The organism is Caldimonas sp. (assembly GCF_046291045.1).
Taxonomy (GTDB): Bacteria; Pseudomonadota; Gammaproteobacteria; order Burkholderiales; family Burkholderiaceae_C; genus Caldimonas.
The window spans coordinates 34851-57050 of record NZ_JBKBSL010000017.1; the positions used below are offsets into that span (position 1 = coordinate 34851).

Consider the following 22200-nt stretch of genomic DNA (forward strand, 5'->3'; position numbering starts at 1 on the left):
AAGCATCCGCCGCCAAGCATCCGCGCCCTGCGGCACAACGAGCCACCCGCAAAGCAAACGGGGCCAAGCAAAAAAAATGGGCTGGATGTCTCCGCCCATTATTTGCAATGGCTCACAATGACTTAGCGAAAGTCGGATTGTACTTCGCCCGGCAGGACCAAGCAAGTCCTGGGCCCGTTGCGGTGTTGCCTGCGGCGCAGCCGGCGCCGGCTGGCGTCGTCCAGGGGCTGCATGCCAAAATCTTCTTTCTTTGACCTTCTCGGAGACACCATGGGATTTCTCGCCGGCAAGCGCTTTCTGATCACCGGCCTGCTGTCCAACCGCTCGATCGCCTACGGCATTGCGCAGGCGTGCCGCCGCGAAGGGGCCGAACTGGCGTTCAGCTATGTGGGCGAACGCTTCAAGGACCGCATCACCGAGTTCGCCCGCGAGTTCGATTCCGACCTGGTCTTCGATTGCGACGTCGGTGACGACGCCCAGATCCAGGCCCTGTTCGACCGGCTCGGCCAAGCCTGGCCGAGCTTCGATGGCTTCGTGCACTCCATCGGCTTTGCCCCACGGGAAGCGATCGCCGGCGAGTTCCTCGACGGCCTATCGCGCGAGGCCTTCCGCATCGCACATGACATCTCGGCTTACAGCTTCCCTGCGATGGCCAAGGCTGCCCTGCCCCGCCTGAACCCCAAGGCCGCGCTGCTGACCTTGAGCTACCTGGGTGCCGTGCGCGCCGTGCCCAACTACAACACGATGGGGCTGGCCAAAGCCTCACTGGAGGCCAGCGTGCGCTACCTGGCCGCCCAGCTTGGCGCGCGAGGCATCCGCGTCAACGGCATCTCCGCCGGCCCCATCAAGACCCTGGCCGCCTCGGGCATCAAAGGCTTCAGCAAGATTCTGGAGATCGTCGAGTCCAACGCCCCGTTGCGGCGCAACGTGACGATCGAGGACGTGGGCAACGTCGCCGCCTTTTTGCTGTCCGACCTCGCTTCGGGCGTGACCGCCGAGATCACCTACGTCGACGGGGGATTCAGTCAGGTCATGGGCGGCGTGCCGGCGGGACTGCTCGACGCCTGAAACCCTCGAACCGCTCGGCCAGGCGCCCACCGCGGATCGAGCCGTGAGGCGCCCCCTCCGCGACAGCGGGCCACCCCTGCGCAGTCGCTCACAGCAGCTGCAAGATCTCGCGGCGCTTGCGCTGGAATTCCTCTTCGGTGATCAGACCCTGCTCACGCAGACGCTGCAGACCCCGCAGGCGCTGCGCCTGCTCCTCGAAAAAGCGTTCATCCCGTCGCCCGGCGGGGTCGGCTGCGGCCGCTGGCCCAGGTGCCACGGCTGGCTCGGCCACCGCCGCCGGCGCAGCGACCGCGGACTGCAAGGAGAACACCAGCCAGTCGGCCCGCCGGGCCCGACCTTGAGGACTCGCCACGGCCGAGGGGCCGGCCTGCGCGCGCGAGCCGTACTGAAAGCGCGGCAGCACCTTCGTGGCGCGGTAGGCGTGGAAGAAATCCAGGCGTGCATCGTGCACGATCAGGTTCAACCCCTCCTCGCCGACGAACAGCCGCGCCGTCACGCCATAGGGCGTGCTCAGGAAGTTCCCATGGCGACGGGCCGTGCTGAGCAGCTCCACATCCTGCCCCGGACCGGCCGCCGCAAGAGCCTGCACCAGCGGGCCGACCAGGTCGTCCAGCTCGTCGTTGCTGAACAGGTTCTCCGTGCGCCCCCGCACGACGGTGGTGATGCTGCCCAGCGCGCGGCGCAGGACCTCCGGCGCCACGGTGGCGGGATGCGCGTTGGGCGCGTCGCTGCCCGGCTCCCGGGGGGGCCAGCCGGACGACGGTGAGCTCGTGGATGCGCCACTCGCGCGCCCGTTGCGAGACCGAAGCGTCGGCGGCCGCCTGTGCCGCCACCGGCACCGGCTGTGTCAGCCCCGCCATCAGGGCCAGCAGCACGGCTGCAGCCGCCGTCACACGCCGGCCCACAGAGGTTTGAGTTTGAGTTCCGGTAAGGGGGTGTTGCACGCTCGTCTCCTCATCCACATCGTCAGCTCAATTCGTCCAAGGCTCGCGCGGCCCCCAAGAGGGCGGGATGCTCCGCCTGCACGACGTAGGTCGGAATCCCGGCGAGGTAGGCACTGAAACGCCCCTTGTCCTCGAACCGCCGCCGGAAGGCGGAGCGGTCGAACCACGTCCCCAGGCGCGGCACGATGCCGCCGCCAATGTAGACCCCCCCTCGCGCACCCAGCGTGAGCGCCAGATTGCCCGCCACATTGCCCAGGAAGCTGCAAAACAGCGCCAACGCTTGTTCGCAGGCGGGATCTTCGGCCGCCAAAGCCGCACGCGAGACGTCGGCCGGCGTCAGGCTCGCTGGCGCCACACCACGCAACTCGCACACGGCGTCGTAGAGATGGACCAACCCCGGGCCGGACAAGGCCCGCTCGGCGGAGGCATGCCCGAAGCGCCGCCGCAGCAGACGCAGGACCACCTCCTCTTCCTCGTCGGCGGCCGCCAGCGTCACATGCCCCCCCTCGCCGTTGACCGGCACGAGCCGTCCACCACTCGAAGACAGCAGGCCCGAGACACCAAGCCCCGTGCCGGCGCCCAGCAAGGCCCTCGGCTCGCCCTGCACGGCCTGCCCACCGCCCACAGGCCGCAGGTCGCCGCCCGCCAACGAGGGCAGCGACATCGCCAGCGCCGTGAAATCGTTCAGCACGAGCAGGCGCTGCAGCCCGAGGCTTTCGCGCAGGGCACGGATGGAAAAGGCCCAGTGGTGGTTGGTCATCTGCACCCAGTCGCCGGTCACGGGATTGGCGATGCCGATCGCACACCACGGCGGGATGTCGAGGCCCTCCTGCACGAGGTAGGCCCGGATGACCGACTCCAGCGACTCATGATCGGCACAGGCATAGGTCTTCACACGTTCGGGCAGGCGACCCGACGCCGCCACCCAGGCCAGACGGGCGTTCGTCCCGCCGATGTCCCCGACCAGGCGGGGGTAGGTTTGATCCACGATGTTGTCTTCCTCGATGAGCCTTTGGCACCGACTTCTGGTCGGCACATGATGTAGGTAAACTACATCATGATGCTAGACGAGTTCGAACCCACTGTCCATGCTTGCCGGGGCATCTCCGGGTGACCTTGAACTTCTGGCGGGCGCCAGAGTAGTTGCAATCAAGGGTTATCCCTGGTTCAGCAAAGGTAGTTTCGTTACTAGAGTTCGGTCTGTTATCAAACTACATCATCACTTGTAGTGATTCTACAGATGGCCATGACGGACAAGTCTTCCTTGGCGGCGTCCGCCCGCAACCGTGGTGGCCCAGCGGTCTTCAGAGCGAGCGAGTTCGCGGCGCCCGGCCGGGCGCCGCCTCTTTTTCGCTGTCGCCGTCGGTTTTCCCCAACCGCTGTGAAGCGGCCTCGGCCGTCCGCAGCATGACACCCCCAAGCCACAACCCATGAGGAGTTCCACTATGCATCACAAGTTCAAGCTGCTGGCTGCCGCCGCGGCCGTGGCAGGCGCCTTCGCCGCGCCGGCCACGTTCGCGCAGGGCATCGAGTTCCACGGCTACGTGCGCACCCAGGTCGGCGGCACCAGCGAAGGCGGCAACCTGCAGTGCTTCCGGCTGGGCTTCCCGGCGCAGGCCAAGTACCGCCTGGGCAACGAATGCGACAACTACGGCGAGGCGGCGGTGTCGGTGCCCTTCGGCAAGTCTGACGGTGCCTGGGCGAAGTACAACCTGCGCCTGGCGCTGCGCGAGAAGGGGGCGCAGGACTATGAAAGCGTGATCGACCAGAACCCCTCGAGTGACGGCAAGAGCTTCGACATCGCCAGCCGCGAGAACTATGTCATCGCCGGCGGCTTCTTCCCCGAGGGTGCCCTCGAAGACGCCAAGCTGTGGGTGGGCAAGCGCTTCTACAACCGCCACGACGTCCACATCAACGACTACTACTACTGGGCCAACACCGGCCCCGGCGCCGGCATCGAAGACATCGGCGTGGGCCCGGCCAAGTTCGCCTTTGCCTACCACCAGAACGGCGGCAACTCTGGCCTGGACGGCGCGCCGGGCAGCTTCGTGTTCGGTGGCGGCGTGGGCGTGAACGCCGCCAAGCGCTATGAGTTCCGCTTCTACGACATCGGTGTCAACCCGAACGGCAAGCTGGAGCTGGCCGCTCAGGTGATCCGTGGCAGCAACGCCACGGCCAGCGACGAAAAGACTGGTTACCTGCTGACGGCCCAGCACTTCCAGGGCGGCATTCTCGGCGGCTTCAACAAACTCGCGCTGCAGTATGGCCGCGGCAACGGAGCCGGCATGAACTGGATCCCGGCCTACGCCGGCGGCAACAACAGCACCAAGGGCGAATCGATTCGCCTGGTCGAACAGATCTACATCGCGCCGGCGGGCAGCAACTGGTCGGGCATGGGCACCTTCATCTGGGACAACCTGAAGAAGGCCCCCTGGGATCTGGAGCAGCGCCAGTGGATGAGCTTCGGCGTGCGTCCCCAGTACAACTTCAGCGACAACTTCTCGCTGGCGATGGAGCTCGGCGTGGACCGGGCCAAGGATGACAGCCAGACCAATCCGAAGTGGGCCACGCTGACCAAGCTGACGATCGCGCCGCAGCTGTCCCTGTCGCGCGGCTTCTGGTCGCGGCCGGTGCTGCGCGGCTTCGTGACTTACGCCACCTGGAACGAGGCGGCCCGCAACGGCGTGAATGCGAACTCGAACAACGTGTTCGCCGACAAGAAATACGGCATCACCTACGGCGTGCAGGCCGAAACCTGGTGGTGATCGGGCCGGTGCCGGCCTGAGCCGGCACGGCGGCTCGACTGCACGGGCGGCCCCGCGCCGCCTGCAAGGCGATGGGCATCGACATGCCGTGCCCATCGCCTTGCACCTGGGCTTCGCACCCAACCGGATACCGACGGACTTTTCGACGTGACCACTGCCTCGCTCCTGCGCGCCCAGCCCACCGACTGGTGGCGCGGCGCCCTCATCTATCAGATCTACCCCCGCAGCTTCGCCGACAGCAACGGCGACGGCATCGGCGATTTGCCTGGCATCGTCGAGCGCCTGCCCTACGTGGCCAGCCTCGGGGTCGATGCCATCTGGATCTCACCGTTCTTCCGCTCACCGATGAAGGACTTCGGCTACGACATCGCCGACTACCGCGACGTCGATCCGATGTTCGGCACCCTGGCCGACTTCGACCGCCTGGTGGCGCGCGCACACGAACTGGGCCTGAAAGTCATGATCGACCAGGTGCTTTCGCACACCTCGGACCAGCACCCCTGGTTCGTCGAAAGCCGCGCCAGCCGCGACAATCCCAAGGCGGACTGGTACGTGTGGGCCGACCCCAAGCCGGATGGCACCCCCCCAAACAACTGGCTCAGTGTCTTCGGCGGCTCGGCCTGGCAATGGGATTCGCGCCGGCGACAGTACTACCTGCACAACTTCCTCACGAGCCAGCCTGACCTGAACTTCCACAACCCGGCGGTGCAACAGCAGGTGCTGGGAGACATCCGCTTCTGGCTCGACCGCGGCGTGGACGGTTTCCGCTTCGATGCCTGCATCTTCCACTTCCACGACCGGCAATTGCGCGACAACCCGCCGGCGATCCGCCGCGACACCAAGACGGTCATGGAGACCAACCCTTACGGGATGCAGCGCCACCTGTACGACAAGACCCAACCGGAGAACCTGACCTTCCTGCAGCGCGTGCGGGCCCTGCTGAACGAGTACGGAGCCGCCAGCGTGGGGGAGATTGGGGACGACGACTCGCTCAAGACCATGGCTGCCTACACGGCCGATGGCGACAAGCTGCACATGGCCTACAGCTTCAACTTGCTCACGGCGGAACACAGCGCCACCTACATCCGCCAGCAGGTCGAGGAGCTAGAAGCCCAGATGAAGGACGGTTGGGCCTGCTGGTCCTTCGGCAACCACGATGTGGCCCGCGTGATGACGCGCTGGGGCGGCCCGGGCGCCTCGCCCGATTACATCAAGGTGGCCGGCGCCATGCTGATGAGCCTGCGCGGCAGCGTGTGCTGGTGGCAGGGGGACGAACTGGCCCTGACCGAAGCCGACATCCCCTTCGAGAAGCTGCAGGATCCCTACGGCATCGCCTTCTGGCCCGAATTCAAGGGTCGCGACGGTTGCCGCACGCCCATGCCCTGGTCGAGCACGCGGCCGCATGGAGGCTTCAGCGGGGACGCCACGGTGGAACCCTGGCTGCCCGTTCCGCCCGAACATCTCGCACGAGCAGTGGACGTGAGCGAGGCCGATCCCGCGTCGCCCTTGCAGGCGCTGCGCCGATTCATCGCCTGGCGCAAAACGCAGCCGGCGCTCGTGACCGGCGACATCCGCTTCTTCGATGCTCCCGAGCCCGTGCTGGCGCTGGCCCGCACCCCGGCCGCCGGCCTGCCCGGCGATGCAGTGCTGGCCGTGTTCAACCTGGGGCCCGAGCCGGTGAGCTTCGAGCTGGCGCAGGCACCGGCCACTTCGGCACTGGAAGGCCATGGCTTTGCCGGCGCGCATCGCCAGGCTCAGCGTTTCACCCTGCCCGCCCACGGCGCCTACTTCGGCAAGATGGTGTGATGTCCCAAGCCTGAACCGACCCGACCCATGGCCCACCTCCAACTCAAGGCGTTGCGCAAGTCCTACGGCGAGATCGAGACGCTGCACGGCATCGACCTAGACATCCACGACGGCGAGTTCATCGTCTTCGTCGGCCCCTCGGGCTGCGGCAAGTCCACGTTGCTGCGCTGCATCGCCGGTCTCGAAGACATCACCAGCGGCGAGCTGTACATCGGCGGTCAACTCGTCAACGAGGTGCCTCCTGCCAAGCGAGGCATTGCGATGGTCTTCCAGAGTTATGCCCTGTACCCTCACATGACGGTGGCCGAGAACATGGCCTTCGGGCTGCGCCTGGCCGGGGTCAACAAGGACGAACAGGCAGCCGCCGTGAAACGCGCTGCGCAGATCCTGCAGATCGAGCATCTGCTGGAGCGCAAGCCCAAGGCCCTGTCGGGCGGGCAGCGGCAACGTGTGGCGATCGGCCGTGCCATCGTGCGCAAGCCGGGCGTCTTCCTGTTCGACGAGCCGCTGTCCAACCTCGATGCCGCCCTCAGGGTTCAGATGCGGGTAGAACTGGCCCGATTGCACCGTGAACTGAAGACGACCATGGTCTATGTGACCCACGACCAGGTCGAGGCCATGACCCTGGCCCATCGCATCGTGGTGTTCCATGCGGGCCGCATCGAACAAGTGGGCACGCCGATGGAGCTGTACCACCGCCCGGCCAACCTCTTCGTGGCCGGCTTCATCGGCTCGCCCAAGATGAACTTCATTTCGGCCACGCTGGAGTCGGCGGCCGCCACCGAAGCCCTATTGCGGCTGGCCGACGGACGCGCCATCCGCGCGGCCGTCGATGCCACCGGTCTGGCCGCCGGCGCAAAGGTGACCGTGGGCGTGCGCCCCGAACACATCGACACCCAGACCGCCGCACCGGCCAACGAACTGCGCGGCACGGTGCAGGCGGCCGAACACCTGGGTGATGTCACCTACCTGTATGTGGACGTTCCCGGCGCCCAGGCGCCCGTGGTCGTGCGTGCGTCCCCGGACAACCCGCTGGTCATCGGCGACACCGCCCACCTGGGCCTGGCCCCCCAGCGCTGCCACGTCTTCGATGTCGACGGACAGGCCCTGCCCCGCGCGGGATGACCGTCGCCCCCTTTTCCCCAACCGTGTCTTTGGACATACCCAAGCGCCGACCTGGCCGAAACCAAAGGAGCAAGTCATGAACATTCAACGTCAACGCATCAAGCTGGTGGCTGCGGCCGCCGCGCTGGCCTTTTCAGCCGGTTTCGTAACCCCGGCCCTGGCCGTCGAGCCCGGCAAGCTGCTGATCTGGATCAACGGTGACAAAGGCTACAACGGCCTGCAGAAGGTCGGTGATGAGTTCGAAAAGAAAACCGGGGTGAAAGTGACGGTCGAGCATCCGGAAGACGCCCCGGGCAAGTTCCAGCAGGCTGCGGCTGCCGGCAAGGGCCCCGATATCTGGATCTGGGCGCACGACCGCGTGGGCGAGTGGATCCAGGGCGGCCTGCTGCAGCCCGTGAGCCCATCGAAGAAGATCATCGACGACATCGACCCACTGGCCTGGAAGGCTTTCAACATCGGTGGCCGCACCTGGGGCTACCCGATCTCGATCGAGGCGGTGGCCCTCATCTACAACAAAGATCTGGTGCCCACCCCGCCCAAGAGCTTCGAAGAGGTGATTGCGCTGGACAAGAAGCTGTCGGCCCAGGGCAAAAAGGCCATCCTCTGGGACTACAACAACACCTACTTCACCTGGCCGCTGCTGGCGGCCAATGGAGGCTATGCCTTCAAGCAGAAGCCCGATGGAACCTATGACCCGGCCGACACCGGCGTGAACAATGCCGGTGCCCTCAAGGGCGCCGAGCTGATCGCCAAGATGATCAAGGACGGTGTGATGCCCAAGGGGGCCGGCTACGCCGACATGGAAGCCGCCGTCAACCAGGGCAAGGTCGCAATGATGATCAACGGCCCCTGGGCCTGGGACAACCTGAAAAAGTCCAAGATCAACTTCGGCGTGGCCAAAATCCCCACCGTGGCTGGCAAAAAGGCCGCTCCCTTCGTGGGCGTGATGGGTGCGATGATCAACAAGTCTTCTCCGAACCGCGACATCGCCGTCGAGTTCATCGAGAACCATATGCTCAGCGTGGCAGGCCTCAAGGCCATCAACGACGATGTGCCCCTGGGCACGCCTGCGTCCAAGGCCTTCTTCAACCAGCTCAAGAGCGACCCGAACATCCAGGCCACGATGGCCAGCGCCCAGGACGGCGCCCCCATGCCCAACATCCCCGAGATGGGGCGCTTCTGGTCCTCGATGGCTTCGGCGCTGCAAAACATGACCGAAGGACGCCAAAGCCCCAAAGAGGCCCTGGACGCCGCGGCCAAGCGCATCACCGCCAAGTGACCTGACCCACTGCCCGCGAGGGCTGCTCCCTGGTGGTCCGGCATCCGTGCCGGACCACCCGCAGATTGCGTATGACTCAGACTTCCGTCTTGCAGCGTTGGGCTTCCCCGGTCGCCGGCACCGTGCTGGCCCTGGGAGCGCTGTACCTCGTCACCCTCGTCCACGCTGCCGGCGAAACGCTGCTGGCTGGCACCTTGCTTGTGGTGATTGCCCTGGCAGCCTGGATCTATACCTCGCAGCGCCTGTATGCCTGGCGCTATCTCTTTCCGGGCATCGCCGCCGTGGTCATCTTCGTGGTCTTTCCGATGCTGTACACGGTGGCCATCAGCTTCACCAACTACAGCTCGCGCAACCTGCTCAGCTTCGAGCGCGCCACGGCCTACTTCCTGGACGAGACCTACCAGGCCGAGGGTCGCAGCTATGGCTTCACGCTGCTCAGCGACGGACACCGCCATGTCGGTCGCTTCGAAGATCCTGACACCGGCGAGATCTTCCTCAGTCCGGAACTCGATCTCGACGATCCGACGCCGGGCCCGGTGGCCGCTGTCGCGGCCCAGGCAGACCCACCAGGCCTGGCCCCCGTCGAACTGCGCGAGCTCATTGGCCTGCAGCCTCGTCTACGCGCCCTCACCGTCACCATGCCCGACGGCACGGAAGTGCGCATGAGCGGCCTGCGCCAGTTCGGCCCCGTCCAGAAGCTCTATGCACGCAATGCCGACGGCAGCCTCACGAACCGGCAGGACGGCTCGGTGTTGCGCCCGAACTTCGAGGCCGGCTTCTACCAGAACCAGGCCGGAGAGAACGTGGCTCCTGGCTTCCAGGTGAACATCGGAGCCACCCACTATCTGCGCATCTTCACCGACAAGGCCTTCCGCGAGCCTTTCGTGCGCATCTTCATCTGGACGGTCGTCTTCGCAGCGCTGACCGTGCTGTTCGCCACCTCGGTGGGCATGGTGCTGGCCGTGCTGCTGAGCTGGGAGGCCTTGCGTTTCCGCGGGGTCTATCAGACTTTGCTCTTCCTTCCTTATGCCGTGCCGGGCTTCATCTCCATCCTGGTGTTCAAAGGACTTTTCAACAACAACTTCGGCGAAATCAATCTGATCCTGCACGGCCTGTTCGGCATCAAGCCCGCGTGGTTCTCGGACCCCTTCCTCGCCAAGGTGATGCTGCTCATCGTCAACACCTGGCTGGGCTACCCGTACATGATGGTGCTATGCATGGGGCTGCTCAAAGCCATCCCGTCGGATCTCTACGAAGCCTCGGCCGTGGCAGGCGCCGGACCCCTCACCAACTTCTTTCGCATCACGCTGCCTCTGGTCATCAAACCGCTCACACCGCTGCTGATCGCATCGTTTGCGTTCAACTTCAACAACTTCGTGCTGATCAACCTGCTCACCGGCGGGCGGCCCGATTTCCTCGACACCCAAATCCCGGCTGGCACCACCGACATCCTGGTGTCATACACCTACCGCATCGCCTTCGAGGATTCAGGACAGAACTTCGGCTTGGCCGCCGCCATCTCCACGGTGATCTTCACGATGGTGGCACTGCTGTCGTGGATCAACCTGCGCGCCACGCGCATCACCAAGGACGAAGCCCGCTGAGACGAACCCAGGAGCACTCCCCACCATGGCCATCGTTCTCGACAAGTCCCATCGCTGGCGTGTGCTGGCCGCTCACGCCTTCCTGATCGCGCTCATCGCGGTCATCATCTTCCCGTTCCTGATGATCCTGTCGATCTCGCTGCGTCCGGGCAACTTCGCCGCCGGCAGCCTGATCCCCGACCAGATCAGCCTGGAGCACTGGAAGCTCGCGCTGGGCATCCCCTACGAGGGGCCCGACGGCCGCATGGTCGAGCCCCCCTTCCCCGTCCTGCGCTGGCTGTGGAATTCGGTGAAGGTGGCCACGCTGTCGGGGATCATCACCCTGCTGCTGTCCACCACCGCGGCCTATGCCTTTGCCCGCATGAAGTTCCGCGGGAAGTCGCAGGCCCTCTCCGCCCTGCTGCTGATCCAGATGTTCCCGGCCGTGCTGGCGCTGGTGGCCATCTACGCCATCTTCGACCGCATTGGCAATGTCTTCCCCTTCTTCGGCATCGACAGCCATGCTTCGCTGCTGCTGGCCTATGCCGGAGGCATCGGCCTGTTCACCTGGACGATCAAGGGCTACTTCGACACCATCCCCTCCGAGATCGAGGAGGCGGCCAAAGTGGACGGCGCTTCGCCGTGGCAGGCGTTCCGGCTGGTCTTGCTGCCCATGGCCGTGCCGATCCTGCTGGTCGTCTTCCTGCTCGCCTTCATCCACGCCATCATCGAGTATCCGGTGGCGTCGGTGCTGCTGCAGGGTCAGGATCAGCTCACGCTGGCCGTGGGCTCCAAGCTCTTCCTTTACGAACAGCGCTACCTGTGGGGCGACTTTGCCGCCGCTGCCATCCTCTCGGGGCTGCCCATCACCGTGGTCTTCATCCTCGCCCAGAAATGGATGGTCTCCGGCCTCACGGCCGGCGGACTGAAAGGCTGACGCCTGCACGACGAATCCCCAACCGCTCCCCAACCACCTGCAAGGAGACATCACGATGAAGCGCATTTCTTCCTTTTTGAAAGCGACCGTGGCCGCCGCCGCGCTTGCCAGCGGCATCGGGGCCTTGGCCCAGGGTTCTGCGCCGCCCGCCGGGTACGTGTCCATCCACTACAACCGCTGCGACAACAACTACGATGGCTGGGGCGTACACCTTTGGAAGGATGGAGGCATCCCCCTGCCAGGCATCGAGTGGCAAAAGCCCATGATGCCCACCGGCAAGGACGACTTTGGCGTGTACTGGCACACCAAGCTGGACGACTACGTGAACGGCCGGGTGAACTACATCATCCACAAGGGTGACACCAAGGACCAGGGTGGCCGTGACATGGCTTTCGATGGCAAGGCCCACAAGCAGATCTGGGTGAACAACGGCGACCGCGCCATCTACACCTCGCTGGCCGATGCGAAGAAGGCCCGCGAGGCCAAGCCCTGCAAGTGAACTGAGACGCCTTGGCCCCTCGCCGCTCGCATGCAGCGAGCCGCGGGGGCCGTTCATCATTGTGGCCCGTGCCGCCAGCTTGGCGCCGGCCCCGTCCTGCCTTCCGCCATGAAACTTCGACATCCGGCCCTGCTGCTCGCCCCCCTGATCGTTGCTTGCGGCACCGCGACCCCTCCCCCCGCGTCCGCCCCCGCCGCACCGGCCTCTCAGGCCTCACAGGCCGGCACCGCCATGCCGCACAGCGTGCCGGGGCGATTCGCCGACAACCCCATCGTCTACTTCGTCATCACCGACCGCTTCTTCAACGGCAACCCTGGCAATGACGACAGCTACGGACGCCAGCGAGAGGCCAACCCCAAGGACGATGTAGGCACCTTCCACGGCGGGGATCTCAAGGGCCTGACGATCAAGCTCAGAGAAGGCTATTTCAAGGCGCTGGGGGTGAATGCCCTGTGGATCACGGCCCCCTATGAGCAGATCCGCGGTTGGGTGGTGGGCGGTGACAAAGAATTCAAACACTACGCCTACCACGGCTACTACGCGCTGGACTACACCGTGCTCGACCGCAACATGGGCACCTCGGAGGAACTGCGCGAGATGGTCGACACCGCTCATGCACAAGGCATCCGTGTGCTTTTCGACGTGGTCCTCAACCATCCCGGCTACCTGGACCTGCGCACGGCCGCAGAGTTGGTGCCCAAGGTCCTGTGGCCCGGCCACGAGCAGGCCACCCTGCGCAACTACCACAGCTTCATCGACTACAACAGCTTCGCCTTCGGCGAATGGTGGGGTCGGGACTGGGTGCGTGCCGGACTGCCCAGCTACATCGACGGTGGTCGAGACGACCGCACGATGCAACTGGCCTACCTGCCTGACTTCCGTACCGAGAGCAAGCAGGCCGTCAAGCTGCCCACCTTCCTGCGCAACAAGCCCGACACGCGTGCTCGGGATCTGCCCGACACCACGGTGCGCGGCTATCTCATCCGATGGTTGACCGACTGGGTGCGCGAGTATGGCATCGATGGCTTCCGCGCCGACACCGTCAAGCATGTCGAGCCCGAGGCCTGGGCCGAACTCAAGCGCGAAGCCACCCAAGCCCTGGCCGAATGGAAGGCCAGGAATCCTGACAAGAAGATCGACGACGAGCCGTTCTGGATGGTGGGCGAATACTGGGGCCACGGACCCGAGCGCAGCGCGCTGCACGACGCCGGATTCGACGCGATGATCGACTTCAACTTCCAGCAGCAGGGGCGCCGCTTCAGCGAGCCCGAAGCCCTGTTTGCACAGTACGCACGCGTCTATGCCGGCAGGCCCGGGTTCATCAATCTCGCCTACATCTCCTCGCATGACACCGAACTTTTCAACCGCAAGCGTCTGTACGAGGCCGGCACCGCGCTGATGCTGGCGCCCGGCGGCGTGCAGATCTTCTACGGCGACGAGACCGCGAGACCCGAAGGACATCGCCCGCGCACCGACCCCCAGCAATCGACCCGCTCGTTCATGAACTGGGGTAGCATCGATGCCGAGCTCCTGGCCCACTGGCGCAAGCTCGGAACCTTCCGGACCCGTCATGTGGCGCTCGCCCGCGGCGTGCACGAGCAGTTGCAGGCTGCGCCCTATGTGTTCAGCCGCATCGACACCGCCAGTGGGGACCGCGTCGTGGTGGCCTTGACCGCCCCAGGGCCGGTCACCCTGCCGGTGGGACAAGTCTTCCAAAATGGAGAGCGCCTGCGCGATGCCTACACCGGCCGACCAGTGGTCGTCGACAATGGGCAGGTGAGCCTGGAGGCCGGCCGGGTCGTGCTGCTAGAGCGTGACCCGGTCGCGACGGGACGGTGAGCCGCGCCACCCCATGAAGCCTTGCAGTGTCCTAGCGGCCCAGCGACCCGCCTGGTGCCCAATCTTGGGCCCAATCTTGGGTACAGTGCGCATGGAGAATGTCTGCCATGCCTTCGTCCCCATCCCATGCTGCCGGTTCGGTCCTCACCACGCCCATGCTCGTGGCCACGGGAGGACCTGACATGCCAGGTTTCATCGCACCCTACCCCGACCCGCGCTTGCTGGCCGACATCGGCGCCACCTATGCGCGCTTCTGTCTGGAGCAGCAGCCCGGACGTTTCGACTATGTCACGGTGCTGCCCTGCGCCGACTATCCCGGCTTCGTGGAGGTGGTGCAGGCCTACCTCGACAGCCTGCCTGCCGGCCTGAAGCCTCGCCACGCGGCCGTGGCCATCGCCAACCCGATCGAAGGCGACTGGGTGCGCATGACCAACCGCGACTGGGCGTTTTCGATCGCCGGCGCGCAGCGTCTGCTGGGCTTGTCCACCTTGCTGGTGGTGAACAACTTCACCGCGCTGGCCATGTCGCTGCCCCGTGTGGGCGAGCAAGGTCGCGCACAGGTTGGCGGCGGCGAACCCCAGGCCAACGGCGTGATCGGACTGCTCGGGCCAGGCACCGGCCTGGGCGTCTCGGGGCTGGTGCCGGTGGGAGACCGCTGGGCCACCCTGGCCACCGAAGGCGGCCATGTGAGCTTTTCTCCGGCCGACGAGCGTGAACTCAAAGTGCTGCAGTACGCCTGGAGGTCGCTCACCCACGTCTCGGCCGAACGGCTGGTCTCGGGCCCGGGCATCGAGATCATCTACCAGGCCCTGACCGAAGGCCGCTCCGACCTGCCGGCCCGGCTGAGCACCACCGACATCGTCCAGCGCGCGATCCAAAACCTGTGCCCCTGGTGCGTCGAGGCCGTCGAAACCTTCTGCAATATGCTGGGCACGGTGGCCTCGAACTTGGCTCTCACCCTGGGAGCCACCGGCGGCATCTACATTGGCGGGGGTATCGTGCCGCGGCTGGGCGAGTTCTTCCTGCGCTCGGGCTTCCGGCAGCGCTTTGAGGCCAAGGGGCGCTTCTCGGGTTACGTGGCCCGCATTCCCACCTATGTGCTCACCGCCGAGAATCCGGCCTTCCACGGTGTGTCCTCGCTCTTGGCCGAGCATGTGCCGGCCCACGAAGGCGGCAACCCGCTGATGGAGCGGGTGCGCGCAGCGCGGCCCAACCTGACGCCAGCCGAGCGGCGGGTGGCCGACTTCGTCCTCGACAACCCGCGCACGGTGCTCAACGATGCGATCGCCGTGATCGCCCAGATGGCCGAGGTCAGCCAGCCCACGGTGATCCGCTTCTGCCGTTCGCTCGGTTTCCAGGGACTGGCCGACTTCAAGCTCAAGCTGGCCTCAGGCCTGACCGGCAACATCCCCGTGCAGCGCACCCAAGTGCGCCGGCAAGATGCGACCCCCGACCTGTGTGCCAAGGTGCTGGACAACACCATCTCGGCCATCGTGCAGTTCCGCGAGTCCCTCAACGTCGAAGCCGTAGACCAAGCCATCGAACGGCTGCGCCAAGCCAAGCGCGTGGAGTTCTATGCAATGGGCAACTCGGCCGTAGTCGCCCTGGATGCCCAGCACAAGCTCTTCCGCTTCCGCATTCCCTCTGTGGCGCATACCGATGCGTCGATGCAGTCGATGGCCGCCGAGCTGCTGGGGCCGCAGGATGTGGCGGTCTTCATCTCCAGTTCGGGCCAGCCGCCTGAGCTGGTGCGAGCCGCCACCCTGGCACGCGACCGCGGCGCGGCCGTCCTGGCCATCACGGCCAGCAAGTCACCGCTGGCCAAGAAGGCCACAGTGTGTATCCCGGTGGATCACAACGAGGACAGCGCCACCTTCCTCGCGATGATCTCGCGCATCTTGCACCTGCTGGTGGTGGACATGGTGGCCGTGGGCGTGGCCGTGCGGCGCGAAACGGGCGGCAGCATTCCCCGAACGACACCAAGTGGCGACACCTCAGGCCCGGATCATCCTCCGGGCATGCTCATCTCCCACGTGCTGTGACAGACGCTTTCAGCGCACACAATCGACGTAGTATCGCCGGTGCCCGTTGGCGTCGTCCTCTTCCACCAAGCCGTGCACGTCAGTGTCGAAGCCCGGGAAAGCCGCATTGAACTCGCGGGTGAAGCGCAAGTAATCGCAGATCTTGCGGTTGAAGCGCTCGCCGGGGATGAGTAGCGGGATGCCCGGCGGATACGGCGTCAGCAAAGAGGTCGTGATCCGGCCCTCGAGCTTGTCGATCTCCACGCGCTCGGTCTCTCGATGGGCAATGCGTGCATACGCATCGCTGGGTTTCATGGCCGGCTGCAGGTCGGACAGGTACATCTCCGTCGTCAGGCGTGCGATGTCACGCTTGGCATACATCTCGTGGATGCCCTGGCAAAGGTCGCGCAGACCCATGCGCTCGTAGCGCGGGTGCTGGGCGCAAAACTCCGGCAAGATGCGCCACATCGGTTGATTCTTGTCGTAGTCGTCCTTGAACTGCTGCAGGGCCGTCAGCATCGTGTTCCAGCGCCCCTTGGTGATGCCGATGGTGAACATGATGAAGAAAGAGTACAGCCCTGTCTTCTCGACCACGACGCCATGTTCGGCCAGGTACTTGGTGACGATCGAGGCCGGGATGCCGGTCTTGGCGAACTTACCGTTGAGATCCAAGCCTGGGGTGACGATGGTCGACTTGATCGGATCGAGCATGTTGAAGCCTTCGGCCAGCTTGCCGAAGCCATGCCACTTGGCTGAGCCCTTGATCATCCAGTCCTCGCGCTGGCCGATCCCCGATTCGACCAGCTTGTCCGGCCCCCAGACCTTGAACCACCAATCAGACCCGAACTCTTTCTCCACCTTGCGCATGGCGCGGCGGAAATCCAGGGCTTCGAGGATGCTCTCGGCCACCAGGGCCGTGCCACCCGGAGGCTCCATCATGGCCGCGGCCACATCGCACGAGGCGATGATCGCGTACTGCGGCGACGTCGAGCTGTGCATCAAGTAGGCCTCGTTGAACAGCGCCCGGTCGAGCTTGCGGGTCTGCGAATCCTGCACGAGGATCTGCGACGCCTGCGACAGACCGGCCAGCAGCTTGTGCGTGGACTGAGTCGCAAACACCAGCGACTCCTTCGTGCGAGCCCGGTGCTTGCCCATGGCGTGCATGCCCGAGTAGAAGTCGTGAAAGGCCGCATGCGGCAGCCAGGCTTCGTCGAAATGCAGCGTGTCGATATAACCATCGAGCATCGACTTGATGATCTCGGTGTTGTAGAGCACGCCGTCGTAGGTGCTTTGCGTGATGGTCAGCACACGCGGCTTGACCTTCTTCGGGTCCACCCCCTTGAGCAAGGGGTTGGCCGCGATCTTCTTCTGGATGGCTTCGGGCGTGAACTCGCGTTGCGGAATCGGCCCGATGATGCCGTAGTGATTACGAGTGGGCGTCAGGAACACCGGCACGGCACCAGTCATCGTGATGGCATGCAAGATGGACTTGTGACAGTTGCGGTCCACCACCACCACGTCACCCGGGGCGACCGTGTGGTGCCACACCATCTTGTTGGACGTCGAGGTGCCATTGGTCACGAAAAAGCAGTGGTCGGCATTGAAGATGCGAGCCGCATTGCGCTCGGAGGCAGCCACCGGTCCGGTGTGATCAAGCAACTGACCGAGTTCCTCCACCGCATTGCACACATCGGCACGCAGCATGTTCTCCCCGAAGAACTGGTGGAACATCTGCCCGATCGGGCTCTTCAGGAAGGCCACACCGCCCGAGTGGCCGGGGCAGTGCCAAGAATAGGAGCCGTCCTGGGCATAGCCCACCAGGGCACGAAAGAACGGCGGCGCAAGCGAGTCGAGGTAGCTCTTGGCCTCGCGAATGATGTGGCGCGCCACAAACTCCGGCGTGTCCTCGAACATGTGAATGAAACCATGCAACTCCTTGAGCACATCGTTGGGGATATGCTGCGAAGTGCGCGTCTCACCGTACAGATAGATGGGGATCTCGGCATTCTTGAAGCGGATCTCACTGACGAATGCGCGCAGGTTCTTCAAGGCCGCATCCACCTCCTCGCTCGAGCCCGAGCCGAACTCCTCGTCATCGATGGACAAGATGAAGGCGCTGGCCCGGCTCTGCTGCTGGGCGAACTGGGACAGGTCGCCGTAGCTGGTCACGCCCAGCACCTCGAAGCCCTCCTTCTCGATCGCATCGGCCAAGGCCCTGATCCCCAAGCCAGACGCATTTTCCGAGCGGAAGTCCTCGTCGATGATCACGATAGGAAAGTGAAAGCGCAGCATGGCAAGCCCCTCGGAGCGCGAGTCGAAAATGCAAACCGCAAAGTGTAGAGCCTGCATCGGCCTCGGGCCGTGACGCCGGTCGGTCTGTTCCGTCGGTACCACAGCGCCCGAGGGGCGCAAGCAGGTCGCCCCGCGCGCCGCCGCGTACACTGCGAGCGGCTCCATCATTGCGTCCGGAGGACACCAGTCATGGAATTTCACGACGCCACCTGGTGGTGGCTCCTGACCGGCTTGACCGTGGTCGCCGAACTGCTCACCGGCACTTTCTATCTGCTCATGATGGCCCTGGGCCTGGCGGCCGGCGCCGTCGCAGCCCACACCGGGCTGGGCTTGGCCGGTCAGCTCGTGGCAGCCGCCATCGTCGGCGCATGCGCTGTCGCCCTGTGGCGCTGGCAGCGCAGCCGCAACCCCGCGCGCGGCTCAGACGGCCGGCCCGACCACAACCATCTCGACATCGGCGAGAGCATCACCATCGAACAGTGGCAGCCGGACCACACCGCCCGCGTGAACTACCGTGGCTCCATCTGGACGGCCCGCTATGCCGGGGCGGGTACGCCCGAGCCCGGCGTCTACGTCATCCGCTCGGTCGAAGGCAACCGTTTGCTCGTCGATCGCTGAATCTGCACATCCCGCTATCGGAGGAACCATGGAAATCGTCGCCCTCGTCGCGCTGGTCATCGCCGTGATCTTCATCGCGCGATCACTCAAGGTCGTCCCGCAGCAACACGCCTGGGTGGTCGAGCGCCTGGGCCGCTTTCACGGTGTGCTCAACCCTGGCTTGAACATCCTCGTGCCCTTCATCGACCGCGTCGCCTACAAGCACTCGCTGAAGGAGATACCGCTGGATGTGCCCAGCCAAGTGTGCATCACCAAGGACAACACACAGCTCGCCGTCGACGGCATCTTGTACTTCCAGGTCACCGACCCGATGCGCGCCAGCTACGGCTCGTCGAACTACATCATTGCCATCACGCAGCTCGCCCAGACCACCCTGCGCTCGGTGATCGGCAAGATGGAACTGGACAAGACCTTCGAGGAGCGCGAGGCAATCAACGTCGCCGTCGTCAATGCCCTGGACGAGGCCGCTTCGAACTGGGGGGTGAAGGTGCTGCGCTACGAGATCAAGGACTTGACCCCGCCCAACGAGATCCTGCGCGCCATGCAGGCCCAGATCACGGCCGAGCGTGAGAAGCGTGCCCTGATCGCCGCCTCCGAGGGACGCAAGCAGGAGCAGATCAACATCGCCGAAGGCGAGCGCCAAGCCTTCATCAACAAGTCCGAAGGGGAGCGCCAGGCCGAGATCAATATCGCTCAGGGCCAGGCTGCCGCCATCGTCGCCGTGGCCGAGGCCACGGCCGAGGCCATCCGCAAGATCGCCGCGGCCATCCAGCAGCCCGGCGGCGCGGAAGCCGTCAACCTGAAGGTGGCCGAGAAGGCCGTCGAAGCCTATGCCCAGCTCGCCCAGAAGAACAACACCATGATCGTGCCTGGCAACATGACCGAGGTATCAGCCCTGATCGGGACCGCGATGACCCTCATGAAGAGCGGCACAGCCGCGAGCCGCTGAATACCAGCCCCCCCCCCGGCCAAGGACGGCTTTCTCAAGCCAGACCAAACTTGCTATAATCTATAGCTTCGGCCAACAGGCCCCATGAACACCTCTGGAGAGGTGGATGAGTGGTTTAAGTCGCACGCCTGGAAAGCGTGTGTGGGTTAATAGCCCACCGCGGGTTCGAATCCCGCCCTCTCCGCCAGAACCCCGCATGTAGCCTCGCTCTGCGGGGTTTTGTCTTTATTGCTTGCCCGCATCGGGATGACACCGCAATCCGCGCCACACACGGTTGCTTGAGGTGCCATGCCTGCCTCCCTGACCTTGAAGAACATCCCCGATGCTCTGTACGAGCGGCTGAAGGCCGCTGCTGAGCTGCACTGCCGTAGCTTGAACAGCGAGGCCATCGTGTGCCTGGAGTCGGTGCTGCTGCCCGCCCGAGTGGCGCCCAGTGCCGGCCGGCGAGGTCTACCCGGCGCTGGAAAAAGGCACCCTGGACGCCGCGGAGTTCGTCGGCCCTTTCGACGATGAGAAACTGGGCTTCAACAAGGTGGCCCCGTTCTACTACTACCCGGCCGCGGATGTCGGAAACCAAACCAAAAAAAGGGCGTCCCGGAGGGGACGCCCTTTCTGGAGATCGGCTGATCGAGAAATCAGCGGATCACGGCGAGCTGCTCGCGCTGGCCGCCCTTGTAGGTGTACAGCGTCAGGGCACCGTTCTTGATGTCGCCCTTCTCGTCGAAAGCGATCGTGCCGGTCACGCCCTTGTACTCGATCTTGGACAGCTCAGGCAGGTACTTGGCCGGGTCGACGGAGTCGGCCTTCTTCATGGCCTCGACCATCGCCATGGTGGCGTCGTACACGTACGGAGCGTAGAGCTGCACGTCGATGCCGAACTTCTGCTTGAACTTCTCCTTGAAGGCGTCCATGCCCGCCTTCTGCTCGCCTTCGACACCACCGGCCTCGGCGCAGTAGACCTGCTCGTCACCCATGCTGCCGGCCGCCAGCTTGGGCAGTTCGCCCGTGCAGATGCCGTCGCCGCCCATGAACTTGGCGTTGATGCCCAGGGACTTCATCTGGCGCAGCATCGGGCCGGCCACGGCGTCCATGCCGCCGTAGAAGACGATGTCGGGGTTCTTGCCCTTGATGGTGGTCAGGATGGCGGTGAAGTCCGTGGCCTTGTCGTGCGTGAATTCGCGCGCGACGACATTGCCGCCGGCTTCTTTCACCCCCTTCTCGAACTCGTCGGCCACGCCCTGGCCATAGGCGGTGCGGTCGTCGATCACGGCGATCGCCTTGCCCTGCAGAGTGGTGACGGCATAACGGCCCAGCGTGCCGCCCAGGTGAACGTCGTCAGCCACCACGCGGAAGGTGGTCTTGAAGCCCTGACGGGTGTAACGGGGATTGGTGGCCGACGGCGAGATCTGCGGAATGCCAGCGTCGCTGTAGATCTTCGACGCAGGGATGGTGGTGCCCGAGTTCAGATGGCCGATCACGCCCTTGACGCCCGAATCGACGAGCTTCTGGGCCGCTGCGGTGCCCTGCTTCGGGTCGGCGGCATCGTCTTCGGCCAGCAGCTCGAACTTGATCTTCTTGCCACCGATGACCAGGCCCTGGGCGTTCAGTTCGTCGACGGCCAGGCGTGCGCCCATCTCGTTGTCCTTGCCCAAGTGCGCGATCGCACCGCTGGTGGGGCCCACATGGCCCAGACGGACCACCTCCTCACTGACGGGGGCCGCAGCCGGCGCGGCGGCGGCGGGCGCCTCTTCCTTCTTTCCACATGCGGCCAAGCCAGCCAAGGCGACCGCAGTTGCCAAGAGAGTCAGCTTCTTCATAGATGTCCTTGAAAAATGAGCTGCGAACTTGAGTTGGGGCACGGCCATGCCGCGCCTCGGGTTGGAAGCGCAAACTGTATATCAATCCGGGCAGAAAACTCCATGGCGTTGCCCCTGATTGATGTTGCGTCGGCGTCACGTCCCGGGATCACCCACAGTCCCACCGGGAGGGGCCGATCCGAACCCCTGGCTGCCCCGACCGAGCCCGTGTTCAACGGCCGCCCACCTCGTGCCACGTCAAAGCGTACCCTCGGGACTGGTAGTGCTTCCAGCGCAGGCGAGCCAATCGGCGATCGTCCTGGCCGGCCCCGACCAGCTCGATGAGACGCCCAAACGTATCGAAGGCGGCTGGCACCTCGTCCCCGAGATTGACCAGCACCTCGCGGTGTGGCAGCGCGGTGGGGTCCGAGGCCAGCCACAGGCGGGTCTGCTCAGCCAGACGCCGGCCGACGTCGCCCTCGGGCAGGGGCAGACGGGCATGAGGCAGGAAATCGACCGGGTCGAACACCCACAGGGCCCGATCAAGCTCCGCCAAGTCGTCGTCGCGGCCCACCACGCCGACCTGGGCACCAGCGCGGCTGGCCTTGCGCAGCAGCCGGCACGCATAGGCCAGCTTGTCGGGCACGTTGAAATGGAAAGCAATGGCCGTCACGGGGCA

Annotated in this window: 17 protein-coding genes, 1 tRNA gene and 2 pseudogenes; 15 read left to right on the top strand and 5 right to left on the bottom strand. The window is 65.0% G+C overall.

Annotated features, from left to right (window positions below; translation table 11 throughout):
- Positions 1-270: 270 nt before the first annotated feature.
- Positions 271-1068 (top strand): enoyl-ACP reductase FabI, encoded by a 798-nt coding sequence (gene fabI / locus ACK4ZD_RS08080; RefSeq protein WP_409660346.1) that lies wholly within the window; start codon positions 271-273, stop codon positions 1066-1068.
- An 88-nt stretch (positions 1069-1156) separates the two neighbouring features.
- Here the strand turns inward: fabI and ACK4ZD_RS08085 are convergent, their stop codons facing one another.
- Complete coding sequence (locus ACK4ZD_RS08085) at positions 1157-1768, bottom strand: SHOCT domain-containing protein (protein WP_409660348.1); 612 nt, start codon at positions 1766-1768, stop codon at positions 1157-1159.
- A 266-nt stretch (positions 1769-2034) separates the two neighbouring features.
- On the bottom strand, positions 2035-3000 hold the full coding sequence (locus tag ACK4ZD_RS08090; RefSeq protein WP_409660349.1) for a glucokinase: 966 nt from the start codon (positions 2998-3000) through the stop codon (positions 2035-2037).
- Between the two features lie 457 nt (positions 3001-3457).
- On the opposite strand from ACK4ZD_RS08090, the gene ACK4ZD_RS08095 reads away from it, so the two are divergent.
- The 9 genes from ACK4ZD_RS08095 (at position 3458) to ACK4ZD_RS08135 (ending at position 15887) form a co-directional block, all read left to right on the top strand.
- Positions 3458-4777 carry a maltoporin gene (locus ACK4ZD_RS08095; protein WP_409660351.1) on the top strand — a complete coding sequence of 440 codons (1320 nt, stop codon included), beginning with the start codon at positions 3458-3460 and terminating at the stop codon, positions 4775-4777.
- A gap of 147 nt (positions 4778-4924) precedes the next feature.
- Positions 4925-6583: an alpha-glucosidase gene (locus ACK4ZD_RS08100; RefSeq protein ID WP_409660353.1), complete on the top strand. Its 1659-nt coding sequence runs from the start codon at positions 4925-4927 to the stop codon at positions 6581-6583.
- A 27-nt stretch (positions 6584-6610) separates the two neighbouring features.
- The gene (locus ACK4ZD_RS08105) at positions 6611-7708 is read left to right on the top strand and encodes an ABC transporter ATP-binding protein (protein WP_409660355.1); all 1098 of its coding nucleotides are present in this window, start codon (positions 6611-6613) and stop codon (positions 7706-7708) included.
- Between the two features lie 76 nt (positions 7709-7784).
- Entirely contained in the window at positions 7785-8987 is a 1203-nt protein-coding gene (malE, locus tag ACK4ZD_RS08110; RefSeq protein WP_409660357.1) for a maltose/maltodextrin ABC transporter substrate-binding protein MalE, read from the top strand.
- Positions 8988-9058: 71 nt separating this feature from the next.
- A complete protein-coding gene (malF, locus tag ACK4ZD_RS08115; RefSeq protein WP_409660359.1) occupies positions 9059-10591 on the top strand; it encodes a maltose ABC transporter permease MalF in 1533 nt (510 codons plus the stop codon).
- A gap of 25 nt (positions 10592-10616) precedes the next feature.
- Positions 10617-11507, top strand: a complete 891-nt coding sequence (gene malG, locus ACK4ZD_RS08120) for a maltose ABC transporter permease MalG (RefSeq protein ID WP_409660361.1) — start codon at positions 10617-10619, stop codon at positions 11505-11507.
- A 55-nt stretch (positions 11508-11562) separates the two neighbouring features.
- Positions 11563-12006, top strand: coding sequence for a pullulanase-associated domain-containing protein (locus tag ACK4ZD_RS08125; RefSeq protein WP_409660363.1), 444 nt, complete (start codon positions 11563-11565; stop codon positions 12004-12006).
- A 108-nt stretch (positions 12007-12114) separates the two neighbouring features.
- Positions 12115-13845, top strand: a complete 1731-nt coding sequence (locus tag ACK4ZD_RS08130) for an alpha-amylase family glycosyl hydrolase (RefSeq protein ID WP_409660365.1) — start codon at positions 12115-12117, stop codon at positions 13843-13845.
- Positions 13846-14027: 182 nt separating this feature from the next.
- A complete protein-coding gene (locus ACK4ZD_RS08135) occupies positions 14028-15887 on the top strand; it encodes a glucokinase (RefSeq protein WP_409660367.1) in 1860 nt (619 codons plus the stop codon).
- A gap of 9 nt (positions 15888-15896) precedes the next feature.
- On the opposite strand, the gene ACK4ZD_RS08140 is transcribed toward ACK4ZD_RS08135, so the two are convergent.
- Complete coding sequence (locus ACK4ZD_RS08140; protein WP_409660368.1) at positions 15897-18158, bottom strand: Orn/Lys/Arg decarboxylase N-terminal domain-containing protein; 2262 nt, start codon at positions 18156-18158, stop codon at positions 15897-15899.
- 189 nt (positions 18159-18347) lie between these two features.
- On the opposite strand from ACK4ZD_RS08140, the gene ACK4ZD_RS08145 reads away from it, so the two are divergent.
- From ACK4ZD_RS08145 to ACK4ZD_RS08165, 5 genes and pseudogenes are all read left to right on the top strand, one after another.
- Positions 18348-18776, top strand: coding sequence for an NfeD family protein (locus ACK4ZD_RS08145; protein WP_409660370.1), 429 nt, complete (start codon positions 18348-18350; stop codon positions 18774-18776).
- Between the two features lie 28 nt (positions 18777-18804).
- Positions 18805-19725 carry an SPFH domain-containing protein gene (locus ACK4ZD_RS08150; RefSeq protein ID WP_409660372.1) on the top strand — a complete coding sequence of 307 codons (921 nt, stop codon included), beginning with the start codon at positions 18805-18807 and terminating at the stop codon, positions 19723-19725.
- Positions 19726-19821: 96 nt separating this feature from the next.
- Positions 19822-19912, top strand: a tRNA-Ser gene (locus tag ACK4ZD_RS08155).
- Positions 19913-20013: 101 nt separating this feature from the next.
- Positions 20014-20121: pseudogene (locus ACK4ZD_RS08160) on the top strand (FitA-like ribbon-helix-helix domain-containing protein); the annotation flags it as partial.
- A gap of 37 nt (positions 20122-20158) precedes the next feature.
- A pseudogene (locus tag ACK4ZD_RS08165) lies at positions 20159-20281 on the top strand (ABC transporter substrate-binding protein); the annotation flags it as partial.
- A gap of 79 nt (positions 20282-20360) precedes the next feature.
- Here ACK4ZD_RS08165 and ACK4ZD_RS08170 read toward each other — a convergent pair.
- Both ACK4ZD_RS08170 and ACK4ZD_RS08175 read right to left on the bottom strand, forming a co-directional pair.
- Complete coding sequence (locus ACK4ZD_RS08170; protein ID WP_409660374.1) at positions 20361-21542, bottom strand: branched-chain amino acid ABC transporter substrate-binding protein; 1182 nt, start codon at positions 21540-21542, stop codon at positions 20361-20363.
- A gap of 211 nt (positions 21543-21753) precedes the next feature.
- Positions 21754-22194 carry a DNA polymerase III subunit chi gene (locus ACK4ZD_RS08175; RefSeq protein ID WP_409660376.1) on the bottom strand — a complete coding sequence of 147 codons (441 nt, stop codon included), beginning with the start codon at positions 22192-22194 and terminating at the stop codon, positions 21754-21756.
- Positions 22195-22200 lie beyond the last annotated feature (6 nt).